Origin of the sequence: Kribbella sp. CA-253562, from assembly GCF_050942265.1 — a bacterium.
Classification (GTDB): Bacteria; Actinomycetota; Actinomycetes; order Propionibacteriales; family Kribbellaceae; genus Kribbella.
Genome location: NZ_CP192049.1, coordinates 125,889 through 143,276 on the forward strand (window position 1 = coordinate 125,889; position 17,388 = coordinate 143,276).

A 17,388-nucleotide genomic window follows, 5' to 3' on the forward strand; every position below is an offset into this window, starting at 1 on the left:
CCGAATCAGTACGACTTGGGTAGACCCAAGGAGTGCTGGGCGACGAAGTTGAGGATCATCTCCCGGCTGACCGGGGCGATCCGGGTGGCGCGGGCCGCGGCGACCAGCGACGCGACGCCGTACTCGACCGTCATGCCGTTGCCGCCGAGCGACTGCACCGCCTGGTCGGTGGACCGGACGCACGCCTCGCCGGCGGCGTACTTGGCCATGTTCGCGGCCTCGCCGGCGGCCAGGTCGTCGCCGGCGTCGTACAGGGCGGCCGCCTTCTGCATCATCAGCCGGGCCAGCTCGAGCTCGATCTTGACCTGGGCCAGCGGGTGCGAGATCCCTTGGTGGGCGCCGATCGGTGTCTTCCAGACCTGCCGGTCCTTGACGTAGGCAACGGCTTTGCCGAGCGCGTGCCGGCCGATGCCGATCGCGAACGCCGAGGCCATGATCCGCTCGGGATTCAGCCCGGCGAACAGCTGCAGCAGCGCGGCGTCCTCGGAGCCGACCAGCGCCTCGGTGGGCAGCGCGACGTCGTCCAGGTACAGCGAGAACTGCTTGTCCGGGCTGATCAGGTCCATCTCGATCTGCCGGAACTCGACCCCCGGCGCGTCGGTCGGCACGATGAAGAGCGCGGGCTTGAGGCGGCCGGTCCTCGCGTCCTCGGTCCGGCCGACGACCAGCACGGCCTGCGCGACGTCGAGGCCGGAGATGTAGACCTTGCGGCCGGACAGCGACCAGCCGTCAGCGGTCCGCCGGGCGGTGGTGGTGATGTTGTGCGAGTTCGACCCGGCGTCGGGTTCGGTGATCGCGAACGCCATCGTGGTCGAGCCGTCCGCGAGCCCGGGCAGCCAGCGCTGCTTCTGGCCGTCGGTGCCGAACCGGCTGATCACCGTGCCGCAGATCGCGGGCGAGACGACCATCATCAGCAGGGGGCAGCCGGCCGCGCCGAGCTCCTCCAGCACGATCGACAGGTCGGCCATCCCGCCGCCGCCTCCGCCGTACTGCTCGGGCAGGTTCACACCCAGATAGCCGAGCTTCCCGGCCTCCTGCCACAGCTCGGTCGTCTGCTCGCCCTTGCGCGCCCGCTCGGTGAACCACGCGTAGCCGTACTTGTGGCCGAGCTCGCTCACCGCCGCTCGCAACGCGCGGCGTTCCTCGGTCTCGACGAAGCTCATGCGTCCTCCCCAACTCGTACGACGGCCAGAACGGCCCCGACCTCGACCTGCTCACCCTCGCCGACGGTGAGCTCGGCCACCACCCCGTCGGACGGAGCGGAGATGGTGTGCTCCATCTTCATCGCCTCCAGCCAGAGCAGCGGCTGTCCCTGCTTCACCTCGTCGCCCACCGCGACCCCTACCCGGATCACCGACCCCGGCATCGGCGCGACCAGCGACCCGGCCGCCAGTTGCTGCGCCGGATCCGGGAACCGCTCGACCGGCGTCAACGCCACCGGGCCCAGCGCCGAGTCCACACACACCAGCCCCGGGTACGCCGCCACCGCGAACCCGCGGCGTACTGCACCCACGTCCAGCACCACCCGCTCGGCGGACGCCTCGACCAGTTTCACGTCGCCGTCCGTCACGAGCCCGTCCCGCGTCAGCCGGTAGGACACCTCGTACGTCGAGTCGCCGGCCGCGAAGCTCTTCCGCTGCGGCTGAGACGGCAGATTCCGCCACCCACTCGGCAGCCTGCCCTGCACCCTCGCCGTCGCCCGGTTCCGCGCCGCATCCGCGAGGGCCGCTGCCAGCGCCGACAACTCCTCGGCTTCCTTGTCCGCGAGCGGTTCGCCGACGCCGTAGCGCTCGAAGAACCCGGTATCGGTGTCACCGGCACCAAAGGCGGGATGCCGCAGGATCCAGACCAGCAGATCCCGATTCGTCCGCACGCCGTGGATCTGCGCCGAAGCCAGCGCGGAAGCCAACCGCCGAGCGGCCACTTCCCGAGTGGCGCCCCAGACGATCACCTTGGCCAGCATCGCGTCGTAGTACGGCGAAACCTCGGACCCGGCAACAACCCCGGAGTCCACCCGAATCCACGGTGAACCACTCCGCGATCCACCAGGCTCGAACTCACTACCAGGAATGGCGAACCGATGGAGCCGGCCCGTCTGCGGCTGCCAGTCCTGCGCCGGATCCTCGGCGTACAACCGCACCTCGATCGAATGCCCGACCGGCTCCGGCGGCTGGGTCGACAAGGCTTCGCCCGCCGCGATCGACAACTGCAGCGCCACCAAGTCCAACCCGGTCACAGCTTCCGTCACCGGATGCTCCACCTGCAGCCGCGTGTTCATCTCCAGGAAGTAGAACTTGCCGCTCTCGTCCGCCAGGAACTCCACCGTGCCCGCCCCGACGTACCCGATCGCCTCGGCCGCCTTCCGCGCCGCCTCGAACAACGAGGAGCGCATCCCAGGAACCCGTTCCACCAAAGGCGACGGCGACTCCTCGACGACCTTCTGGTGCCGCCGCTGGATCGAGCACTCCCGCTCGCCGACCGCCCACACTGTCCCGTGCTGATCCGCCAGCACCTGGACCTCGATGTGCCGGCCGGTCGCCAGATACCGCTCGCAGAAGACGGTCCCGTCCCCGAACGCCGACAACGCCTCCGCCGACGCCGCCTCGATCTCCCCGGCCAGATCCTCCAGCCGGTGCACGACCCGCATCCCGCGCCCGCCACCACCGGCCGACGCCTTCACCAGCACCGGAAGGTCGTCCGCCTCCACCGACTCCAGTTCCGCCAGCACCGGTACGCCGGCCGCCGCCATCAGCTTCTTCGCCTCGACCTTCGACCCCATCGCCGCGATCGCCTCGACCGGCGGCCCGATCCAGGTCAGCCCGGCGTCGATCACCGCCTGCGCGAATCCGGCGTTCTCCGACAGGAACCCGTACCCCGGGTGCACCGCATCCGCCCCCGCGGCCCGCGCCGCCGCGATCACCAGATCGCCGCGCAGATACGTCTCCCCCGGAGCGTTCCCGGGCAGCTGAACCGCCGCATCCGCCTCCCCGACGTACGGCGCCGACGCGTCGGCGGTCGAGTGCACGGCGACCGTCCCGAGCCCCAACGCCCGCGCCGTGCGGAACACCCGCCGCGCGATCTCCCCGCGGTTGGCCACCAGCACCGAGTTGATCATCGTCGTCACATCCTGAACACGCCGAAGGAGGACGTGCCCTCCACCGGCGCCGAGTGAATGGCGGACAGGCACAGCCCGAGCACGGTCCGGGTGTCGCGCGGATCGATCACGCCGTCGTCGTACAGCCGCCCGGACAGGAACATCGGCAGCGACTCGGCCTCGATCTGCCCCTCGACGTACGCGCGCATCGCGGCGTCGCCGTCCTCGTCGTACGGCTGGCCCTTCGCCTGTGCCGCAGCGCGCGCGACGATCGACAGCACCCCGGCGAGCTGCTGCGGCCCCATCACCGCCGACTTCGCCGACGGCCAGGCGAACAGGAACCGCGGATCGAACGCCCGCCCACACATCCCGTAGTGCCCGGCGCCGTACGACGCTCCCATCAGGATCGAGATGTGCGGTACGGAAGAGTTGGAGACCGCGTTGATCATCTGCGCGCCGTGCTTGATGATGCCGCCCTGCTCGTACTCCTGCCCGACCATGTAGCCGGTCGTGTTGTGCAGGAAGATCAGCGGCACCGACGCCCGGTTCGCCAGCTGGATGAACTGCGCGGCCTTCTGCGACTCCTCGGAGAACAGCACACCGCGTGCGTTCGCCAGGATCCCGACCGGATAGCCGTGCACCGACGCCCAGCCGGTCGCCAGCGACGACCCGTACAGCGGCTTGAACTCGTCGAACACCGACCCGTCCACCACCCGCGCGATCACGTCCCGCGGATCGAACGGGATCTTCAGGTCGCCCGGCACGATGCCGAGCAGCTCGTCCGCGTCGTACAACGGCTCCTCGTACGACGGAGCCGGCGGCGGGCCGAGCTTTTTCCAGTTCAGCCGGGACACGATCTGCCGCCCGAGCCGGATCGCGTCGGGCTCGTCGACGGCGAAGTAGTCCGCGAGTCCGGAGACGCGCGCGTGCATCGCCGCGCCGCCGAGCGACTCGTCGTCGGCGTCCTCACCGGTCGCCATCTTCACCAGTGGCGGCCCGGCCAGGAACACCTTCGCGCCGCCGTCGACCATCACCACGTAGTCGCTCATGCCGGGGATGTACGCGCCGCCCGCGGTCGAGTTGCCGAAGACCAGCGCGATCGTCGGGATGCCCTCGGCCGACAGCCGGGTCAGGTTGCGGAACATCGCCCCGCCCGGGATGAAGATCTCCTTCTGCGTGGGCAGATCCGCACCGCCGGACTCGACCAGGCTGATCACCGGCAGCCGGTTGGCCCGCGCGATCTCGTCGGCGCGCAACGCCTTCTTCAGCGTCCACGGGTTGCTCGCGCCGCCCTTGACCGTCGGATCGTTCGCGGTGATCAGGCACTCGACGCCCTCGACCACACCGATCCCGGTGACCAGGCTGGCGCCGACCGTGAAGTCGGATCCCCAGCCGGCCAGCGGCGACAGTTCCAGGAACGCCGAGTCGGGGTCGAGCAGCAGCTCGATCCGCTCCCGGGCCAGCAGTTTGCCGCGCTTGTGGTGCCGCGCGACGTACTTCTCGCCACCACCCGCGAGCGCCTTCTGATGCTCTTCGTCGAGCGCTGCGAGCTTGTCCAGCATCGCCTCGCGGTTACTCATGCGGTGTACCCCAGTCGCTTGGAGGCCAGGCCGGTCAGGATTTCCGTGGTGCCGCCCCCGATGGCGAGGATCTTCTGGTCGCGGTACTGCCGCTCGACCTCGGCCTCGCGCAGGTAGCCGAGCCCGCCGTGCAGCTGCAGCGCCTGGTCGCAGACCCATTGACCGGCTTCGACCGCGGTGTTCTTGGCGAAGCAGACTTCGGCGATCACGTCCTCGCCCGCTTCCGCCCGCCGTACGACGTCGTGCACGTAGACCCGTGCGACGTCGATCCGCCGAGCCATCTCGGTCAGCGTGAACTGCACCGTCTGCCGCGAGATCAGCGGCCGGTCGAAGGTCTTGCGCGCCCGGCACCACTGCACGGTGAGATCGAGAGCCCGCTGCGCACCGGCGTACGCCTGGACCGCGAGAGTCAACCGCTCGGCCACGAAGTTCTGCGCGAGCTGGGCGAACCCCGATCCCTCGACGCCCACCAGGTTCTCGACCGGCACCCGCACATCGGTGAACGACAGTTCGGCGGTGTCCGAGCACAGCCAGCCCATCTTCTCCAGCTTGCGCGACACCTCGAAGCCCGGCGTCCCGCGCTCGATCACCAGCAACGAGATCCCGTGCGCACCCGGGCCACCGGTCCGCACCGCAACCGTGACGAAGTCCGCGCGGCACCCCGACGTGATGTAGGTCTTGGATCCGTTCACGACGAAGTGATCGCCGTCGCGTCGAGCCGTCGTCCGCAATGAGGCGACGTCCGATCCACCGTCGGGTTCGGTGATCGCCAGCGCCCCGATCAGCTCACCCGCCAGCGTCGGCCGCACCCATCGGTCGAGCTGACCTTCATTGCCTGCAGCAACAATGTGCGGCACCGCGATGCCACAGGTCAGCAGCGACGCGACCAGTCCGCCGGAGCCGCCGCTGTAGTGCAGCTCCTCGACCACGGCGATCGCGTCCGCCAGTGAGCCGCCGCCTCCACCGACCGCCTCGGGAAAGCCGACGCCGAGCAGCCCCAGCTCGCCGGCCTTCTTGTGCAACTCCCGCGGCAACTCACCTTCGCGCTCCCAGTCGTCGAGCCACGGCAGCACCTCGGACGCCATGAACCGTCGGACGGACTCCCGGAAGTCGTTCACAGCAACACCTCCGGTACGTCGACGTACCGCGAGCGCAGCCACTCGCCGACCGCCTTCGCCTGCGGGTCGAAGCGCGCCTGCGCCGCGACGCCCTCGCCCAGCAGCCCTTCGACCACGAAGTTCAACGCCCACAGGTTCGGCAGCACGTACCGAGTGACCCGCAGGTCCTCGGTCTCGGGCAGCAGCTCCTTGAACAGCCCGATCGTCAGCGTGTGCGCGAGCCAGCGCCAGGCCGTTTCGTTGCGCGCCCAGACGCCGACGTTCGCGTCGCCGCCCTTGTCGCCGCTCCGCGCGCCGACCACCCGCCCGAGCGGCACCTCGCGCGTCAGCGATCGCGCCGGCCGACCGGCCGCGACCAGCTGCGGCAGGGGCATCGGCAGGTCGGCCTCCTCGACCGGCTCCAGCTTCTGCGTCTCGGCGGCCGGCTCGATCACCCGGCGCGACCCGTCCGGCAGCACCACCACGTGCTCCACCTCGCCGACCTCGACGAAACCCGCCGTGAACACCCCGTACGGCGAACCGTCCTCCGGCGGCCGGGTCACGTGAAACCCCGGGTAGCTCGCCAGCGCCAGCTCGACCGCCGCGCTGGAGAACGCCCGGCCGACCACCTTCGGATCGGGGTCCTTCACCACACACTTGAGCAGGACGCTGGCCAGCTCCTCGGTCTCCGCGTTCGGCTGCTCGGTCCAGTTCAGCGACCACTTCAGCTCGGCCGGCTTGCGCGGCAGGCCGCCTTCGAGCTGCCGCTGGACCAGCTCGGCCTTCGCCTCGAGCTCCAGCCCGGTGAGCACGAAGTCGACCTCGTTGCGGAATCCGCCGAGGCTGTTCAGCGACACCTTGTACGTCGGCGGCGGTGGCTCGCCCTCGACCCCGCTGATCCGGATCCGGTCGGGCCCGTCGTCGGTCAGCTCGATCGTGTCGAGCCGGGTGGTGACGTCCGGGCCGGCGTACCGGGCGCCGGTGATCTCGTAGAGCAGCTGGGCCTTGACCGTGTCGATCGTGACCGCGCCGCCGGTGCCGTCGTGCTTGGTGATCACGCTGGAACCGTCGGCGTGGATCTCCGCGATCGGGAAGCCGGGGCGATCGAGGTTGCGCAGTTCGTGGAAGAAGGCGTAGTTGCCGCCGGTCGCTTGGCAACCGCACTCGATCACGTGTCCGGCGACGACGGCGCCGGCCAGTTCGTCGTACTGGTCGCGCTGCCAGCCGTGGTGTGCGGCGGCGGGACCGACGATCACCGAGGCGTCGGTGACTCGGCCGGTGACGACGAGGTCGGCGCCTTCGCGCAGCGCTTCGGCGATGCCCCAGGCGCCGAGATAGGCGTTGGCGGTGAGAGGTTTGCCGAGTCCCAGCTCGTCCGTGCGGGACAAGAGGTCGTCGCCCTCGACGTACGCGATCTTCGGGTGCAGCCCGAGCTTGTCCGCGAGTTGCTGGATCGCGTCGGCGAGGCCGGCCGGGTTGAGCCCGCCGGCGTTGCTGACCACCTTGACCCCGCGGTCGAGCGCCTCGCCGAGGCCGGTCTCGAGCTGCTTGAGGAACGTCCGCGCGTAACCGAGCGAGGGGTCCTTCAGCCGGTCCCGCCCGAGGATCAGCATCGTCAGCTCGGCCAGGTAGTCACCGGTGACGTAGTCGAGCGGCCCGCCGGTCACCATCTCGTGGAAGGCGCTGAACCGGTCGCCGTAGAACCCCGACGCGTTGCCGATCCGGACCGCTTCCGTCATCGCCGTCCCCTCAGCCGAACTGACCCGCGACGCGACCCTGACCGGGGAGTCCGGCGAAGGCCTGGATGATGTCCAGCCACTGCTCGGCGTCGGCGCCGACCGCCTCGACCGCGAGGTCGTCGCGATGCCGGCGCTGGGTGGCGAGCAGGCAGAAGTCGAGCGCCGGGCCGGTCACCCGCTGGCTCGCGTTCGGGTCGCCGTACGTCCAGGTCTGGCCGTCGGGGCCGGACAGTTCCACGTGGAACGGCTCCGCGGGCGGCGTCCGGTCGTGCAGCCGGTACGAGAAGTCCCGCGTCCGGACGGCGAGGTGCGCGATGTGCCGCAGCCGGCTCGACGGCTGCCGGGTCACGCCGAGCCCGTCGTGAATGTCCTGGCCGTGCGCCCAGGTCTCCATCAGCCGCGCGGTCGCCATCGAGGTCGCGCTCATCGGCGGCCCGAACCAGGCGATCTTCTCGCCGGCCGGGACCTGCTTCAGCGCCTCGGCCAGCTCCGTGCGCGACTCCCGCCAGTACGGCAGCAGTTGCTCGGCCGGCAGCGCGGCTCCCTCGGCGGCGCCCTCGTCGACGTACCCGGCCGGGTCGGCGGCGGCCTTGCGCAGCGTCGCCTGGAACGCGTCCTGATCGGTGATCGCGCTCAGCGCGGCCTCGTCGGTCCAGGCCAGGTGCGCGATCTGGTGCGCGACCGTCCAGCCCTCGGCCGGTGTCGGCGTCGTCCAGGCGTCGGCGGCGAGGCCGGCGACGAGCATGTCCAGTTCGGCGTTCTCGGCCCAGAGATCGGCCAGTACCTCGTCCAGCTCCACCCGCCGAGCGTCCCACCGACCCACAAAAGAATCAAGGGTGCTTGTTTTGCGATCGGCGGTTCTTGCGGTGTCACGGAAAGTAGGCGATTGATCACAATACTCACTAGGGTGACGGCATCATGGACTTCGGCCGACCGATCGCCACCGTCGTACCGTCGCTGGACGGCGCGGTGCTGCAGGTGCTCGCAGGCGCTGACCGTGGCTTGTCCGGGCGGCAGGTGCACGGACTCGCGGGCGTGGGCAGCGTCGCCGGCGTACGGCTGGTGCTGCAGCGGCTCACCTCGACCGGTTTGGTGCACGTCGCCGAGGCGGGCAACTCACTGCTCTACACGCTCAACCGCAAGCACCTTGCGGCTCAGGCAGTCGAACTGCTCGCTGACCTGCAGACGACATTCGTGACCAGCCTGCGCGCCGAACTGGCAACCTGGTCGCTGCCGCCCGTCCACGCCAGCCTGTACGGCGCCGCCGCGCGGGGCGATGGCGATCTGGACAGTGATGTTGACGTCCTGCTGATCCGCCCCGACGAGGTTGCTGCCGACAACGACCAGTGGGAGCGGCAAGCCGCTGAGCTGCTCCGGACGGTGGTCGACATGACCGGCAATGCCACCCAGTTCTACGAGCTGAACCTGACCGAGCTCACCGTCCAAGTGACCGCGAACGAGCCCATCGTCGACCGCTGGTGCGACGAGTCGGTCACCGTCTACGGGCCCGATCTCACCGCTGTGCTGAGCCGCCTGCACACGACGCGCGAGTTGCTCTACACAACGTCCCGGTGAGTTCGCGGACTGCCGATGACCCGGCCGTCGGATCCGGCATGATCAGCCTCGCGATCGACGGCGGTCAGTCCGCACTCCGCCTTCGGATCCTGCCCGACGGCCGAACCGGTCGCGGCCCCGGCTACCAGCACGGACCGAACAGCCTGACCGCCACCGTCGACGCGATCCGAACCGCCGTCATCGACGCGGGCGCCGGCGAGCTGCTGCGCGAAGCCCGGTCCGCGACCGCCGGCAGCGTCGTACGCGGCGCCGAGCCCATCGACACCGTCTGCCTCGGCCTGGCCGGCTTCCCACCCGACCGAACCGTCGCCCGCCACCTGGCCGAGGCCATCGCCGACCTCTTTCCCGCCCGCGAGATCCGCCTCACCGAAGACGTTGTCACCGCCCACGCGGGCGCCCTGGCCGGCGACCCCGGCGTAGTAGTTGCCGCCGGCACCGGCCTCGTCTGCCTGGCGATCGGCCCGGACGGCCGCCGCCACAAGGTCGACGGCCACGGCTACTTCTTCGGCGACGCCGGCAGCGCCTTCGCCATCGGCCGGGCCGGCCTGGTCGCCGTCCAGCGATCCCGCGACGGCCGAGGCCCCTCGACCGCCCTCGCCACCGCAGCCCTCGACCCGGTGACCCTCTACGCCTCCCCCACGCTGGTCGCCGACGTAGCCGCCTTCGCCCCCACCGTCTTCAAGCACGCCGCCACCGGCGACCAAGTCGCCCGCGCCATCATCACCCAAGCCGCCCACGACATCGCCGAAACCATCACCACCGCCGTCGCCTCGCTCCCCGGCGACAGCCCCGTCCCGGTAGCCCTGGTCGGCGGCGTCGTCGAAGCCGCCCCCGACCAACTCCTCCACCCGCTCCGCGCCAACCTTCCACCCCGAGCCCAGCTGATCCCGCCGGCCGGCACCCCGCTCGACGGCGCCGAGCGCCTCGCCACCGGCCCCCTCGGCCCCTACGCCGACCTCGTCATCGCCCACCCCTGACAAGAGAGGAAGAGAGGAAGAGAGGAAGAGAGGAAGAGAGGAAGAGAGGAAGAGAGGAAGAGAGGAAGAGAGGAAGAGAGGAAGAGAGGAAGAGAGGAAGAGAGGAAGAGAGGAAGAGAGGAAGAGAGGAAGAGAGGAAGAGAGGAAGAGAGGAAGAGAGGAAGAGAGGAAGAGAGGAAGAGAGGAAGAGAGGAAGAGAGGAAGAGAGGAAGAGAGGAAGAGAGGAAGAGAGGAAGAGAGGAAGAGAGGAAGAGAGGAAGAGAGGAAGAGAGGAAGAGAGGAAGAGAGGAAGAGAGGAAGAGAGGAAGAGAGGAAGAGAGGAAGAGAGGAAGAGAGGAAGAGAGGAAGAGAGGAAGAGAGGAAGAGAGGATAGCGACGGTTGGCAACCGAAAGGTCGCCTTTGGCTGAGGCCCGATCCGCACGGCTGTGCAGCTTCGACGATGAGTACTTTCCGTACATGTCGATCGTTCGAAAGCGACCTCTGAGCCTGTTCCCGGGCTACACAGAGTGTTACCGTCCCCGACGGGGAACGCCGTGCTCAGACGGCGTCTGGGGAGGGAAACAGCCATGCGTCAAGGCAGAGAGCAGCAGTCGGCGGCCGGATTCGCCGTGCCAACCGATCCACAATGGGCGGCGGCGTGGATTTACAACTCGCCGCCGAACTGGCCACCGCCACCATCCTCGGACTGGATTCCCCCAGTCGGCTGGCGGTCGGACCCGGCGTGGGGGCCACCGCCTCCGAACTGGAGTTTCTGGTTGCCGCGGGTACCGGTCTTCGTTCCTCCTGTCGAGCAACCCACACCGCAGGCTTGGCCGGGCGTCACTGCCCCGGCGAATATGCCGACCACGACCGAGGCGCCCGCTGCGGTTCGGTCATCTCCGGCGCCGGCCTCCTCGGACAAGGACGCGGACTTGTCCATCGGACTCTTCGGCGCACGTGGCAAGGCCAAGGAGTTCGCCGCCGAGATTCAGCGGCTGACGGCGAAGAACGACCAGCTACGCGCACAGTTGGACAAGCTTGGTGCGCTCACCCTGGTTGAAATCGAGGAGCGCAAGACCGCCCTGGTCGAGGACATCGAGCAGTTGCAGTCCGCTCAACGCCGCGAGCACGAGGACCAGCAGGCCAGGCATCTGGCTGTACTGGCAGACCTCGCCGCCGACGAGGCGGCATCGCGGGATCGTCTCACCGCACTGCGCCACCAAATGGTCGTCACCGAGGACACGCTGATCCTCCAGGAGGTGGGTGTTTACCAGTACACCCATCCGTTGGACGACTCGGTCGCCTACAAGGCCGAGTTGGCCAGGCTGCAGGACAGGATCAAGGCGATGGTCCGCAAGGACGGCGGTGCGGTGTCCGGCTCACAGGTGATGACCATGAACGGGTCGCGCACGCAGGGCGCGAAGATGGTGCGGGAGTTCTCGAAGCTGCTGCTTCGGGCCTACAACAACGAGGCCGACAACCTGGTGCGCGGGCTGCGCCCGTACAAGCTGGACACGTCGAAGGACCGGCTGGAGAAAGCCAAGGCGACGATCGAGAAGCTCGGTCAGTCGATGGACATCGCGATCGGGCTCGAGTACCACCGTCTGCGGCTGAAGGAGATGGAGCTGACCGCGGACTTCCTCGAGAAGGTCGCGGCCGAGAAAGAGCGGGACAAGGAGGAGAAGCAGCGGCTGCGTGAGGAACGCCAAGCACAGCAGGAGTTCCAGCGGCAGCGCGACAAGCTCGAACGCGAGCGCGCGCACTACGCCAATGCGTTGGCCGCTCTCGAAGCCAAGGGCGACCTCGAAGCCGCCGACCGGCTGCGGGCGGAGATGAGTGAGATCGAGAAGGCGATCGAGGACGTCGACTATCGCGCCGCCAACATCCGCGCCGGCTACGTGTACGTCATCTCGAATCTGGGCGCCTTCGGCGAACGGATGGTCAAGGTCGGGATGACCCGGAGGCTGGAGCCGCTGGACCGGATCCGCGAACTGTCCGACGCCTCCGTGCCGTTCAACTTCGACGTGCACGCCATCCACTTCTCGAACGACGCGGTCGGGGTCGAGGCGGAGATGCATCGCCGGCTGGCGGACCGGCGGGTCAACCGGGTGAATCTGCGCAGAGAGTTCTTCTACGCGACGCCTGCCGAGGTTCGGTCGCTGCTGTCCGCTGTGGCCGGAGATCTCCTGGAATTCACCGAATCAGCCGAGGCGTTCGAGTACCACCAATCGGTCAACGAGTCCGGTAGCACCCCGGTCGTTCCCGAAGCGAGCAGGCTTCAAGGCAGCTGAGCGCGGATGCGGTCGGCGAGTCCGCGGGCGCCGAAGCAGCGGAACTTGACGGTGTGGGTCGGGGTGCCGAGGGCCACGATCTTGGTGAGGTAGCCGAACTCGACGTCGACCGACGTGATCATCGTCAGTGGGACTTCGATGGAGTTGAGTTCCTGGTGGACCGAACGGTTGACGGCGTTCGGGGCGAGTGAGATCGCGGTCTCGGTGAGAGTCACGCGGCCGCCGACCCACAGGCCGCCGTAGTGCTGCCGGAAGGTGGCGAGGACCAGTTCGACCGGCTTGGTGGAGACGTCGAGCAGGTCGAACGCCGGGCCGGTGAGGTTGTTGCGGAGCTTGGCGTCCTCGACCAGGAAGTTGGCTGCCTTCGAGGCGATGACTCGTCCGGTCATGCCTCAGGCTACGGCGCGCAGCGTCCCTGGGGCCAGAGCGTGACCTGTTGACAGATATCAGATATCTGACTAATTTCGCCTGCATTCCCCTGGTGATGGAGGCGCGTGATGGGTGTTCGCAGGCGGCTGGTGGCCGCGATCAGCGGGTTCGGACTGCTTGCCGGCGTGGTCGCCTGTGGCGGGGACGGCGACTCCGGCGAGGGCAGCGACGGTGGTGGCACGCTCACGCTCTGGCAGTACTACGGTGACCCGAGCAGCCCGACCGGCAAGCCGCTCTACGACCTGATCAAGAAGTACGACGACGCGAAGGACGACGTCACCGTCGACGTCCGCTTCATCCCGTACGACGACTTCAACCGCACGCTGCTCCAGTCGGCCGCGGCCAAGGAGTTGCCCGACGTCGCGCTGATCGGGGCGTTCGACACCGCCACGATGGCCTCGGCCGGGATCATCAGCGACCTCGGCGACCGGGTCGGGTCCTGGGGGCAGCAGGACAAGTACTTCAAGACCAGCTGGGCCACCACGCAGGTCGACGGCAAGACCTACGGCATCCCGCACGTCGCCGACGCGTACGCCGTCTACTACAACAAGCAGCTCCTCCAGCAGGCCGGCGTGAAACCGCCGACCACCTGGGCGGAGATGGAGGCCACCGCCAAGAAACTGACCGGCCAGGGCCGTACTGGTCTGGCGATCAGCGGCATCGAGGGCCCCGAGGGCGCGACCGTTCCGATCATCCGGATGCTCGCCGCCGGCGCCTCGATCGACAAGGTCGACACCCCTGAGGCCCGGTCCGGGCTCGACCAGCTGACCCGGATGATCAAGGCCGGCTCCATCTCGCCCGGTGCGCTGACCTGGAACGAGGAGGACGCGAAGAACCAGTTCGCGAACGGCAAGGCCGCGATGATGATCAACTCCGCGACGTACGTGAACATCCTGCGCAAGGAGAACCCGAAGCTGCAGTGGGACGTCGCGCTGCTGCCGAAGGACAAGACCGGCCAGACGTTCCTTTCCGCCGAGAACCTGGCGATCGGTGCCACCAGCAAGAACCCGGACGGCGCCTGGGACCTGATCAGCTGGCTGCAGCAGCCGGCCGAACTGCAGGCCTACCTGCCGGTCCGTAACAAGCTTGCCGCACGCAACGACGTGCAGGACGCCTCGAACGACCCGGTGCGCAAGGTCTTCGCCCAGCAGCTGGAAGAGGCGTGGGCACCGGACGAGAAGCTGGCGCCGAAGTCCTCCGAGGTGATGACCCATCTGCAGGCCGCGCTGCAGGTGTCGGCGAGTGGGTCGGCCAGTACCGAGGACGCCTTGAAGACCGCGCAGAAGGCGATCGACGAGTCGTTGGCCAAGTAATGGCGATCACCGTGCCCCAGCACCGCGTGGCGACCCGCCGGGCAACCGCTCGGCGGACCACGACGGCGGAGTACCTCTTCGTCGTACCAGCGGTCCTGTTCGTCGGGTTCACCGTGCTCTACCCGCTCGCCTACAACGTCGTGCAGAGCTTCCAGAAGGTCGGCATCGCGCAGATCGTCAACGGCAACGCGAAGTTCGTCGGACTGGACAACTACGCCGACCAGCTCGGCCGGGCCGAGTTCTGGAAGTCGTTCGGGATCTCGCTGATCTACACCGGCGGCACGGTGCTGGTCACGTTCGTCGCCGGCCTCGCGCTGGCGCTGTTCTTCCACCGCGACTTCCCGGGCCGCAACGTCCTGCGCGCCCTGCTCCTGCTGGCCTGGGTGCTGCCGACCGTGGTCAGCGCGAACGTCTGGCGCTGGCTGCTCGACGGCACCTACGGCCTGCTCAACACGGTGCTCGGCACGGAAATCTTCTGGCTCGGCAAACCCGGTACGGCGATGGTCGCGGTGACGCTCGCGTCGGCGTGGAGCTTCGCGCCGTTCGCGATGGTGCTGCTGCTCGCCGGGCTGCAGGGCATCTCGGGCACGCTCTACGAGGCGGCCCGGATCGACGGCGCCGGGCCGTGGGCGCAGTTCCGCCGGATCACGCTGCCGCTGCTCAAGCCGGTCAGCCTGACGACCGTGCTGCTCTGCTTCATCTCCACGTTCAAGACCTTCGACACCGTCTTCCTGATGACCCAGGGCGGACCGGGCGGCGCGACCGAGGTGCTGCCGGTGTACGCGTACAAGCTGGCCTTCAGCTTCTACAAGTTCGACGTCGCGGCGGTGGCCACCACGATGCTGCTGGTCGTCCCGGTGGTGCTGTCGGTGTTCTACTTCCGCTCGCTGCGCAAGGAGGAGACCGCATGAGACGCCGCTGGCCGATGACAGTCGCGGGGGTGCTGATCACCTTCGTCTACCTGCTGCCGGTCTACTGGATGCTCAACACGTCGTTCAAGAAGCCGGCCGACATCTTCGCGACCCCGCCGCAACTGGTTCCGCTGGCCCCGACCCTGCGTTCGTACGCCGATGCCGCCTTCGGTAACCCGGCGATCGCCAAGGGCCTGGCCAACTCGGCGGTGATCGCGATCGGCACCACGCTGCTGACGATCGCCATCGCCGTGCCCGCGGCGTACGGGCTGGCGCGGTTGCGGCTGCGCTTCGTGTCGGTGTTCCTGATGCTGTTCCTGGTCGTCCAGATGGTGCCGGCGGTGAACCTGGCGCTGCCGATGTTCGCGATCTTCAGCGACCTCGGGCTGGTGAACAGCTACGCCGGGCTGATCCTGGCGAACGCGTCGCTGGCGATCCCGCTCGGCATCGTGCTGCTGCGCCCGTACTTCCTGTCCGTGCCCGGCGAGATCCTCGAGGCGGCCAAGGTCGACGGCTGTACGACGTTCGGCGCGTTCGCCCGGATCGCGCTGCCGATCAGCCGGCCCGGCCTGATCACGCTGGCGGTGATCAGCTTCCTCGGCGCCTGGGGCGAGTTCGTCTTCGGGCTCGCGCTGGCCGCCGACGAGAACCTGCAGCCGATCACGGTCGTCCTGGCCGGCCTCACCAACGCCTTCGGCACCCGGTGGAACGACCTGATGGCGGTCTCCGCCGTGGTCGCGCTGCCGGTGATCGCCGCGTTCGTTTTCCTCCAGCGCTACATCGTCGCCGGACTCACCGAAGGAGCGACCAAGAGTTGACCAGCACATTGGAGATCTGGGCGGCGACGCCGACCCCGTTCGGCCCGGACGGCGAGCTGAACCTGCCGGTCGTCGCCGACCAGGGCAAGCACTTGCTCGCGCACGGCGTGCACGGTGCGTTCGTCGGCGGGACGTCGGGGGAGTTTCCCGCCCTGACCACCGGCGAGCGCAAGGCGCTGGTCGATGCCTGGGCCGCCGCGCGGCCGGACGGGCTCGCGCTCGGGACCCATGTCGGGCACAGCACGCTGGCCGAGGCACGGGAACTGGCCGCGCACGCGCAGTCGGCCGGAGTGGACCTGATCGCGTCGGTCACGCCGTACTTCGGAGTGGCGAACACGCTGGAGACGGCGGTCGACTTCCTCGCCGCGGTCGCCGCCGAGGCACCGACGACGCCGTTCCTCTACTACCACTTCCCCGGGATGACGGGTTCGCCGTACCGGCCGAGTGAGCTGGTCGCGCTGGCGGTCGAGCGGATCCCGAACTTCGCAGGGGTGAAGTTCACCCACGAGGACCTGCTCGAGTTCGACCGGACGCGGGCGGTGTCCTCCAAGGTGCGGGTCTACTTCGGCAGGGACGAACTGTTGCCCGCCGCGCTGGCGTTCGGCGCGGACGCGGTGATCGGCAGTCTCTACAACGCCCTCGCCCCGCAGGCCCACCAGGTCGCGGCCGCGATGGCCGCCGGCCGGCTCGAGGACGCGCTGGTGTTGCACGAACCTTTCCGGCAGGTCGCCGCGGAGGCCGGCCGGTACGGAGGAGTCGGCTTCGTCAAGGAGTGGCTGAACGCGTGCGGCCCGGACACCGGCGTCGCCCGTACGCCGTGGGGACCGCTGCCGCCCGCGGCGCATGACACGATAAAGCGGCTGGCCGCGTCCTGGCGAGCAGTCACTCCGGAGGGATGAGTCGTGAGCAGGAGCCCGATCTACCGCGAAGCCCAGGTCAAGTTGCGCGACTTCATCAAGTCCCGCGGCCTGGGCCCGGGGGACCGGCTACCTGCCGAGGCGGTGCTCGCCGCCGAGCTCGGGGTCAGCCGCCTTTCGTTGCGTGAGGCAACAAGAAGTCTGCAGACCCTGGGCGTGATCGAGGCCCAGCACGGCAACGGCCTGTTCGTCTCGTCGTTCTCCTTCCGGCCGCTGATCGAGCAACTCCCGTACGGCCTGGCCGTGCCCGGGATGGCGCTGGAGGAGATCCTCACCGCCCGCGAGGCGATGGAGGTCGGGCTGATGCCCGCCGTCGCCCGCGGCGCCGGCAGCGAAGAGCTCGCCGAGTGCGCCCGCCTGGCCGGACAGATGGCCGAGTTGGAGGCCGCCGGCAAGGAGATCACCGCGGTCGACCGGGCGTTCCACCTCACGCTCTACAAGGGTTTGCAGAACCCTCTGGTCGACAACCTGATCGAGCTGTTCTGGGAGATCTTCGTCCGCCTCGGCGACGCGATTCCCGCCCCGGTCGAAGGCGGCCGTGCCGCCGTCCACCTCCGCATCGTCGAAGCCCTGCAGTCGGGCGAGCCGCTCGACGCCATCCAGCGCATGCAAGAACACTTCAACGACGTCCGGACCCGGGCCGCCATGCTCCGGGACGGCTGAAGAG

The 17,388-nt window shown here is 68.9% G+C and carries 15 protein-coding genes; 8 read left to right on the forward strand and 7 right to left on the reverse strand.

Annotation, left to right across the window (positions count from 1 at the left end; all coding sequences use genetic code 11):
* Positions 1–5 precede the first annotated feature (5 nt).
* The 6 genes from ACQPXM_RS00610 to ACQPXM_RS00635 are packed head-to-tail and all read right to left on the reverse strand — an operon-like array spanning position 6 to position 8,309.
* Positions 6–1,163 (reverse strand): acyl-CoA dehydrogenase family protein, encoded by a 1,158-nt coding sequence (locus ACQPXM_RS00610; protein WP_432943600.1) that lies wholly within the window; start codon positions 1,161–1,163, stop codon positions 6–8.
* Positions 1,160–3,115 (reverse strand): acetyl/propionyl/methylcrotonyl-CoA carboxylase subunit alpha, encoded by a 1,956-nt coding sequence (locus tag ACQPXM_RS00615; RefSeq protein WP_432943602.1) that lies wholly within the window; start codon positions 3,113–3,115, stop codon positions 1,160–1,162. Before ACQPXM_RS00615 ends, ACQPXM_RS00610 begins: the two co-directional genes overlap by 4 nt.
* 5 nt (positions 3,116–3,120) lie before the next feature.
* On the reverse strand, positions 3,121–4,674 hold the full coding sequence (locus ACQPXM_RS00620; protein WP_432943604.1) for an acyl-CoA carboxylase subunit beta: 1,554 nt from the start codon (positions 4,672–4,674) through the stop codon (positions 3,121–3,123).
* A complete protein-coding gene (locus ACQPXM_RS00625) occupies positions 4,671–5,792 on the reverse strand; it encodes an acyl-CoA dehydrogenase family protein (protein WP_432943606.1) in 1,122 nt (373 codons plus the stop codon). Before ACQPXM_RS00625 ends, ACQPXM_RS00620 begins: the two co-directional genes overlap by 4 nt.
* Positions 5,789–7,510 carry an acyclic terpene utilization AtuA family protein gene (locus tag ACQPXM_RS00630; RefSeq protein ID WP_432943608.1) on the reverse strand — a complete coding sequence of 574 codons (1,722 nt, stop codon included), beginning with the start codon at positions 7,508–7,510 and terminating at the stop codon, positions 5,789–5,791. Before ACQPXM_RS00630 ends, ACQPXM_RS00625 begins: the two co-directional genes overlap by 4 nt.
* Before the next feature lie 10 nt (positions 7,511–7,520).
* A complete protein-coding gene (locus ACQPXM_RS00635; protein WP_432943610.1) occupies positions 7,521–8,309 on the reverse strand; it encodes a TIGR03084 family metal-binding protein in 789 nt (262 codons plus the stop codon).
* 119 nt (positions 8,310–8,428) lie between these two features.
* Here ACQPXM_RS00635 and ACQPXM_RS00640 point away from each other — a divergent pair, with 119 nt between their 5' ends.
* From ACQPXM_RS00640 to ACQPXM_RS00650, 3 genes are all read left to right on the forward strand, one after another.
* Entirely contained in the window at positions 8,429–9,085 is a 657-nt protein-coding gene (locus tag ACQPXM_RS00640) for a nucleotidyltransferase domain-containing protein (protein ID WP_432943612.1), read from the forward strand.
* On the forward strand, positions 9,082–10,062 hold the full coding sequence (locus tag ACQPXM_RS00645) for an N-acetylglucosamine kinase (protein WP_432943614.1): 981 nt from the start codon (positions 9,082–9,084) through the stop codon (positions 10,060–10,062). The genes ACQPXM_RS00640 and ACQPXM_RS00645 overlap by 4 nt, the downstream gene beginning before the upstream one ends.
* A 567-nt stretch (positions 10,063–10,629) precedes the next feature.
* Positions 10,630–12,333 carry a DUF4041 domain-containing protein gene (locus ACQPXM_RS00650; protein WP_432943616.1) on the forward strand — a complete coding sequence of 568 codons (1,704 nt, stop codon included), beginning with the start codon at positions 10,630–10,632 and terminating at the stop codon, positions 12,331–12,333.
* On the opposite strand, the gene ACQPXM_RS00655 is transcribed toward ACQPXM_RS00650, so the two are convergent.
* Entirely contained in the window at positions 12,321–12,722 is a 402-nt protein-coding gene (locus ACQPXM_RS00655; RefSeq protein WP_432943618.1) for a hypothetical protein, read from the reverse strand. The two genes, ACQPXM_RS00650 and ACQPXM_RS00655, sit on opposite strands and share 13 nt — an antisense overlap.
* A 108-nt stretch (positions 12,723–12,830) precedes the next feature.
* Between ACQPXM_RS00655 and ACQPXM_RS00660 the strand changes: the two genes are divergently transcribed.
* The 5 genes from ACQPXM_RS00660 to ACQPXM_RS00680 are packed head-to-tail and all read left to right on the forward strand — an operon-like array spanning position 12,831 to position 17,384.
* A complete protein-coding gene (locus ACQPXM_RS00660; RefSeq protein WP_432943620.1) occupies positions 12,831–14,075 on the forward strand; it encodes an ABC transporter substrate-binding protein in 1,245 nt (414 codons plus the stop codon).
* 11 nt (positions 14,076–14,086) lie between these two features.
* The gene (locus ACQPXM_RS00665) at positions 14,087–14,986 is read left to right on the forward strand and encodes a carbohydrate ABC transporter permease (RefSeq protein WP_432943622.1); all 900 of its coding nucleotides are present in this window, start codon (positions 14,087–14,089) and stop codon (positions 14,984–14,986) included.
* Positions 14,983–15,804 carry a carbohydrate ABC transporter permease gene (locus tag ACQPXM_RS00670; protein WP_432943624.1) on the forward strand — a complete coding sequence of 274 codons (822 nt, stop codon included), beginning with the start codon at positions 14,983–14,985 and terminating at the stop codon, positions 15,802–15,804. Before ACQPXM_RS00665 ends, ACQPXM_RS00670 begins: the two co-directional genes overlap by 4 nt.
* A complete protein-coding gene (locus ACQPXM_RS00675) occupies positions 15,801–16,703 on the forward strand; it encodes a dihydrodipicolinate synthase family protein (protein WP_432943626.1) in 903 nt (300 codons plus the stop codon). The genes ACQPXM_RS00670 and ACQPXM_RS00675 overlap by 4 nt, the downstream gene beginning before the upstream one ends.
* A gap of 3 nt (positions 16,704–16,706) precedes the next feature.
* Positions 16,707–17,384 carry a FadR/GntR family transcriptional regulator gene (locus ACQPXM_RS00680; protein ID WP_432943628.1) on the forward strand — a complete coding sequence of 226 codons (678 nt, stop codon included), beginning with the start codon at positions 16,707–16,709 and terminating at the stop codon, positions 17,382–17,384.
* The last annotated feature ends 4 nt before the right edge of the window (positions 17,385–17,388 follow it).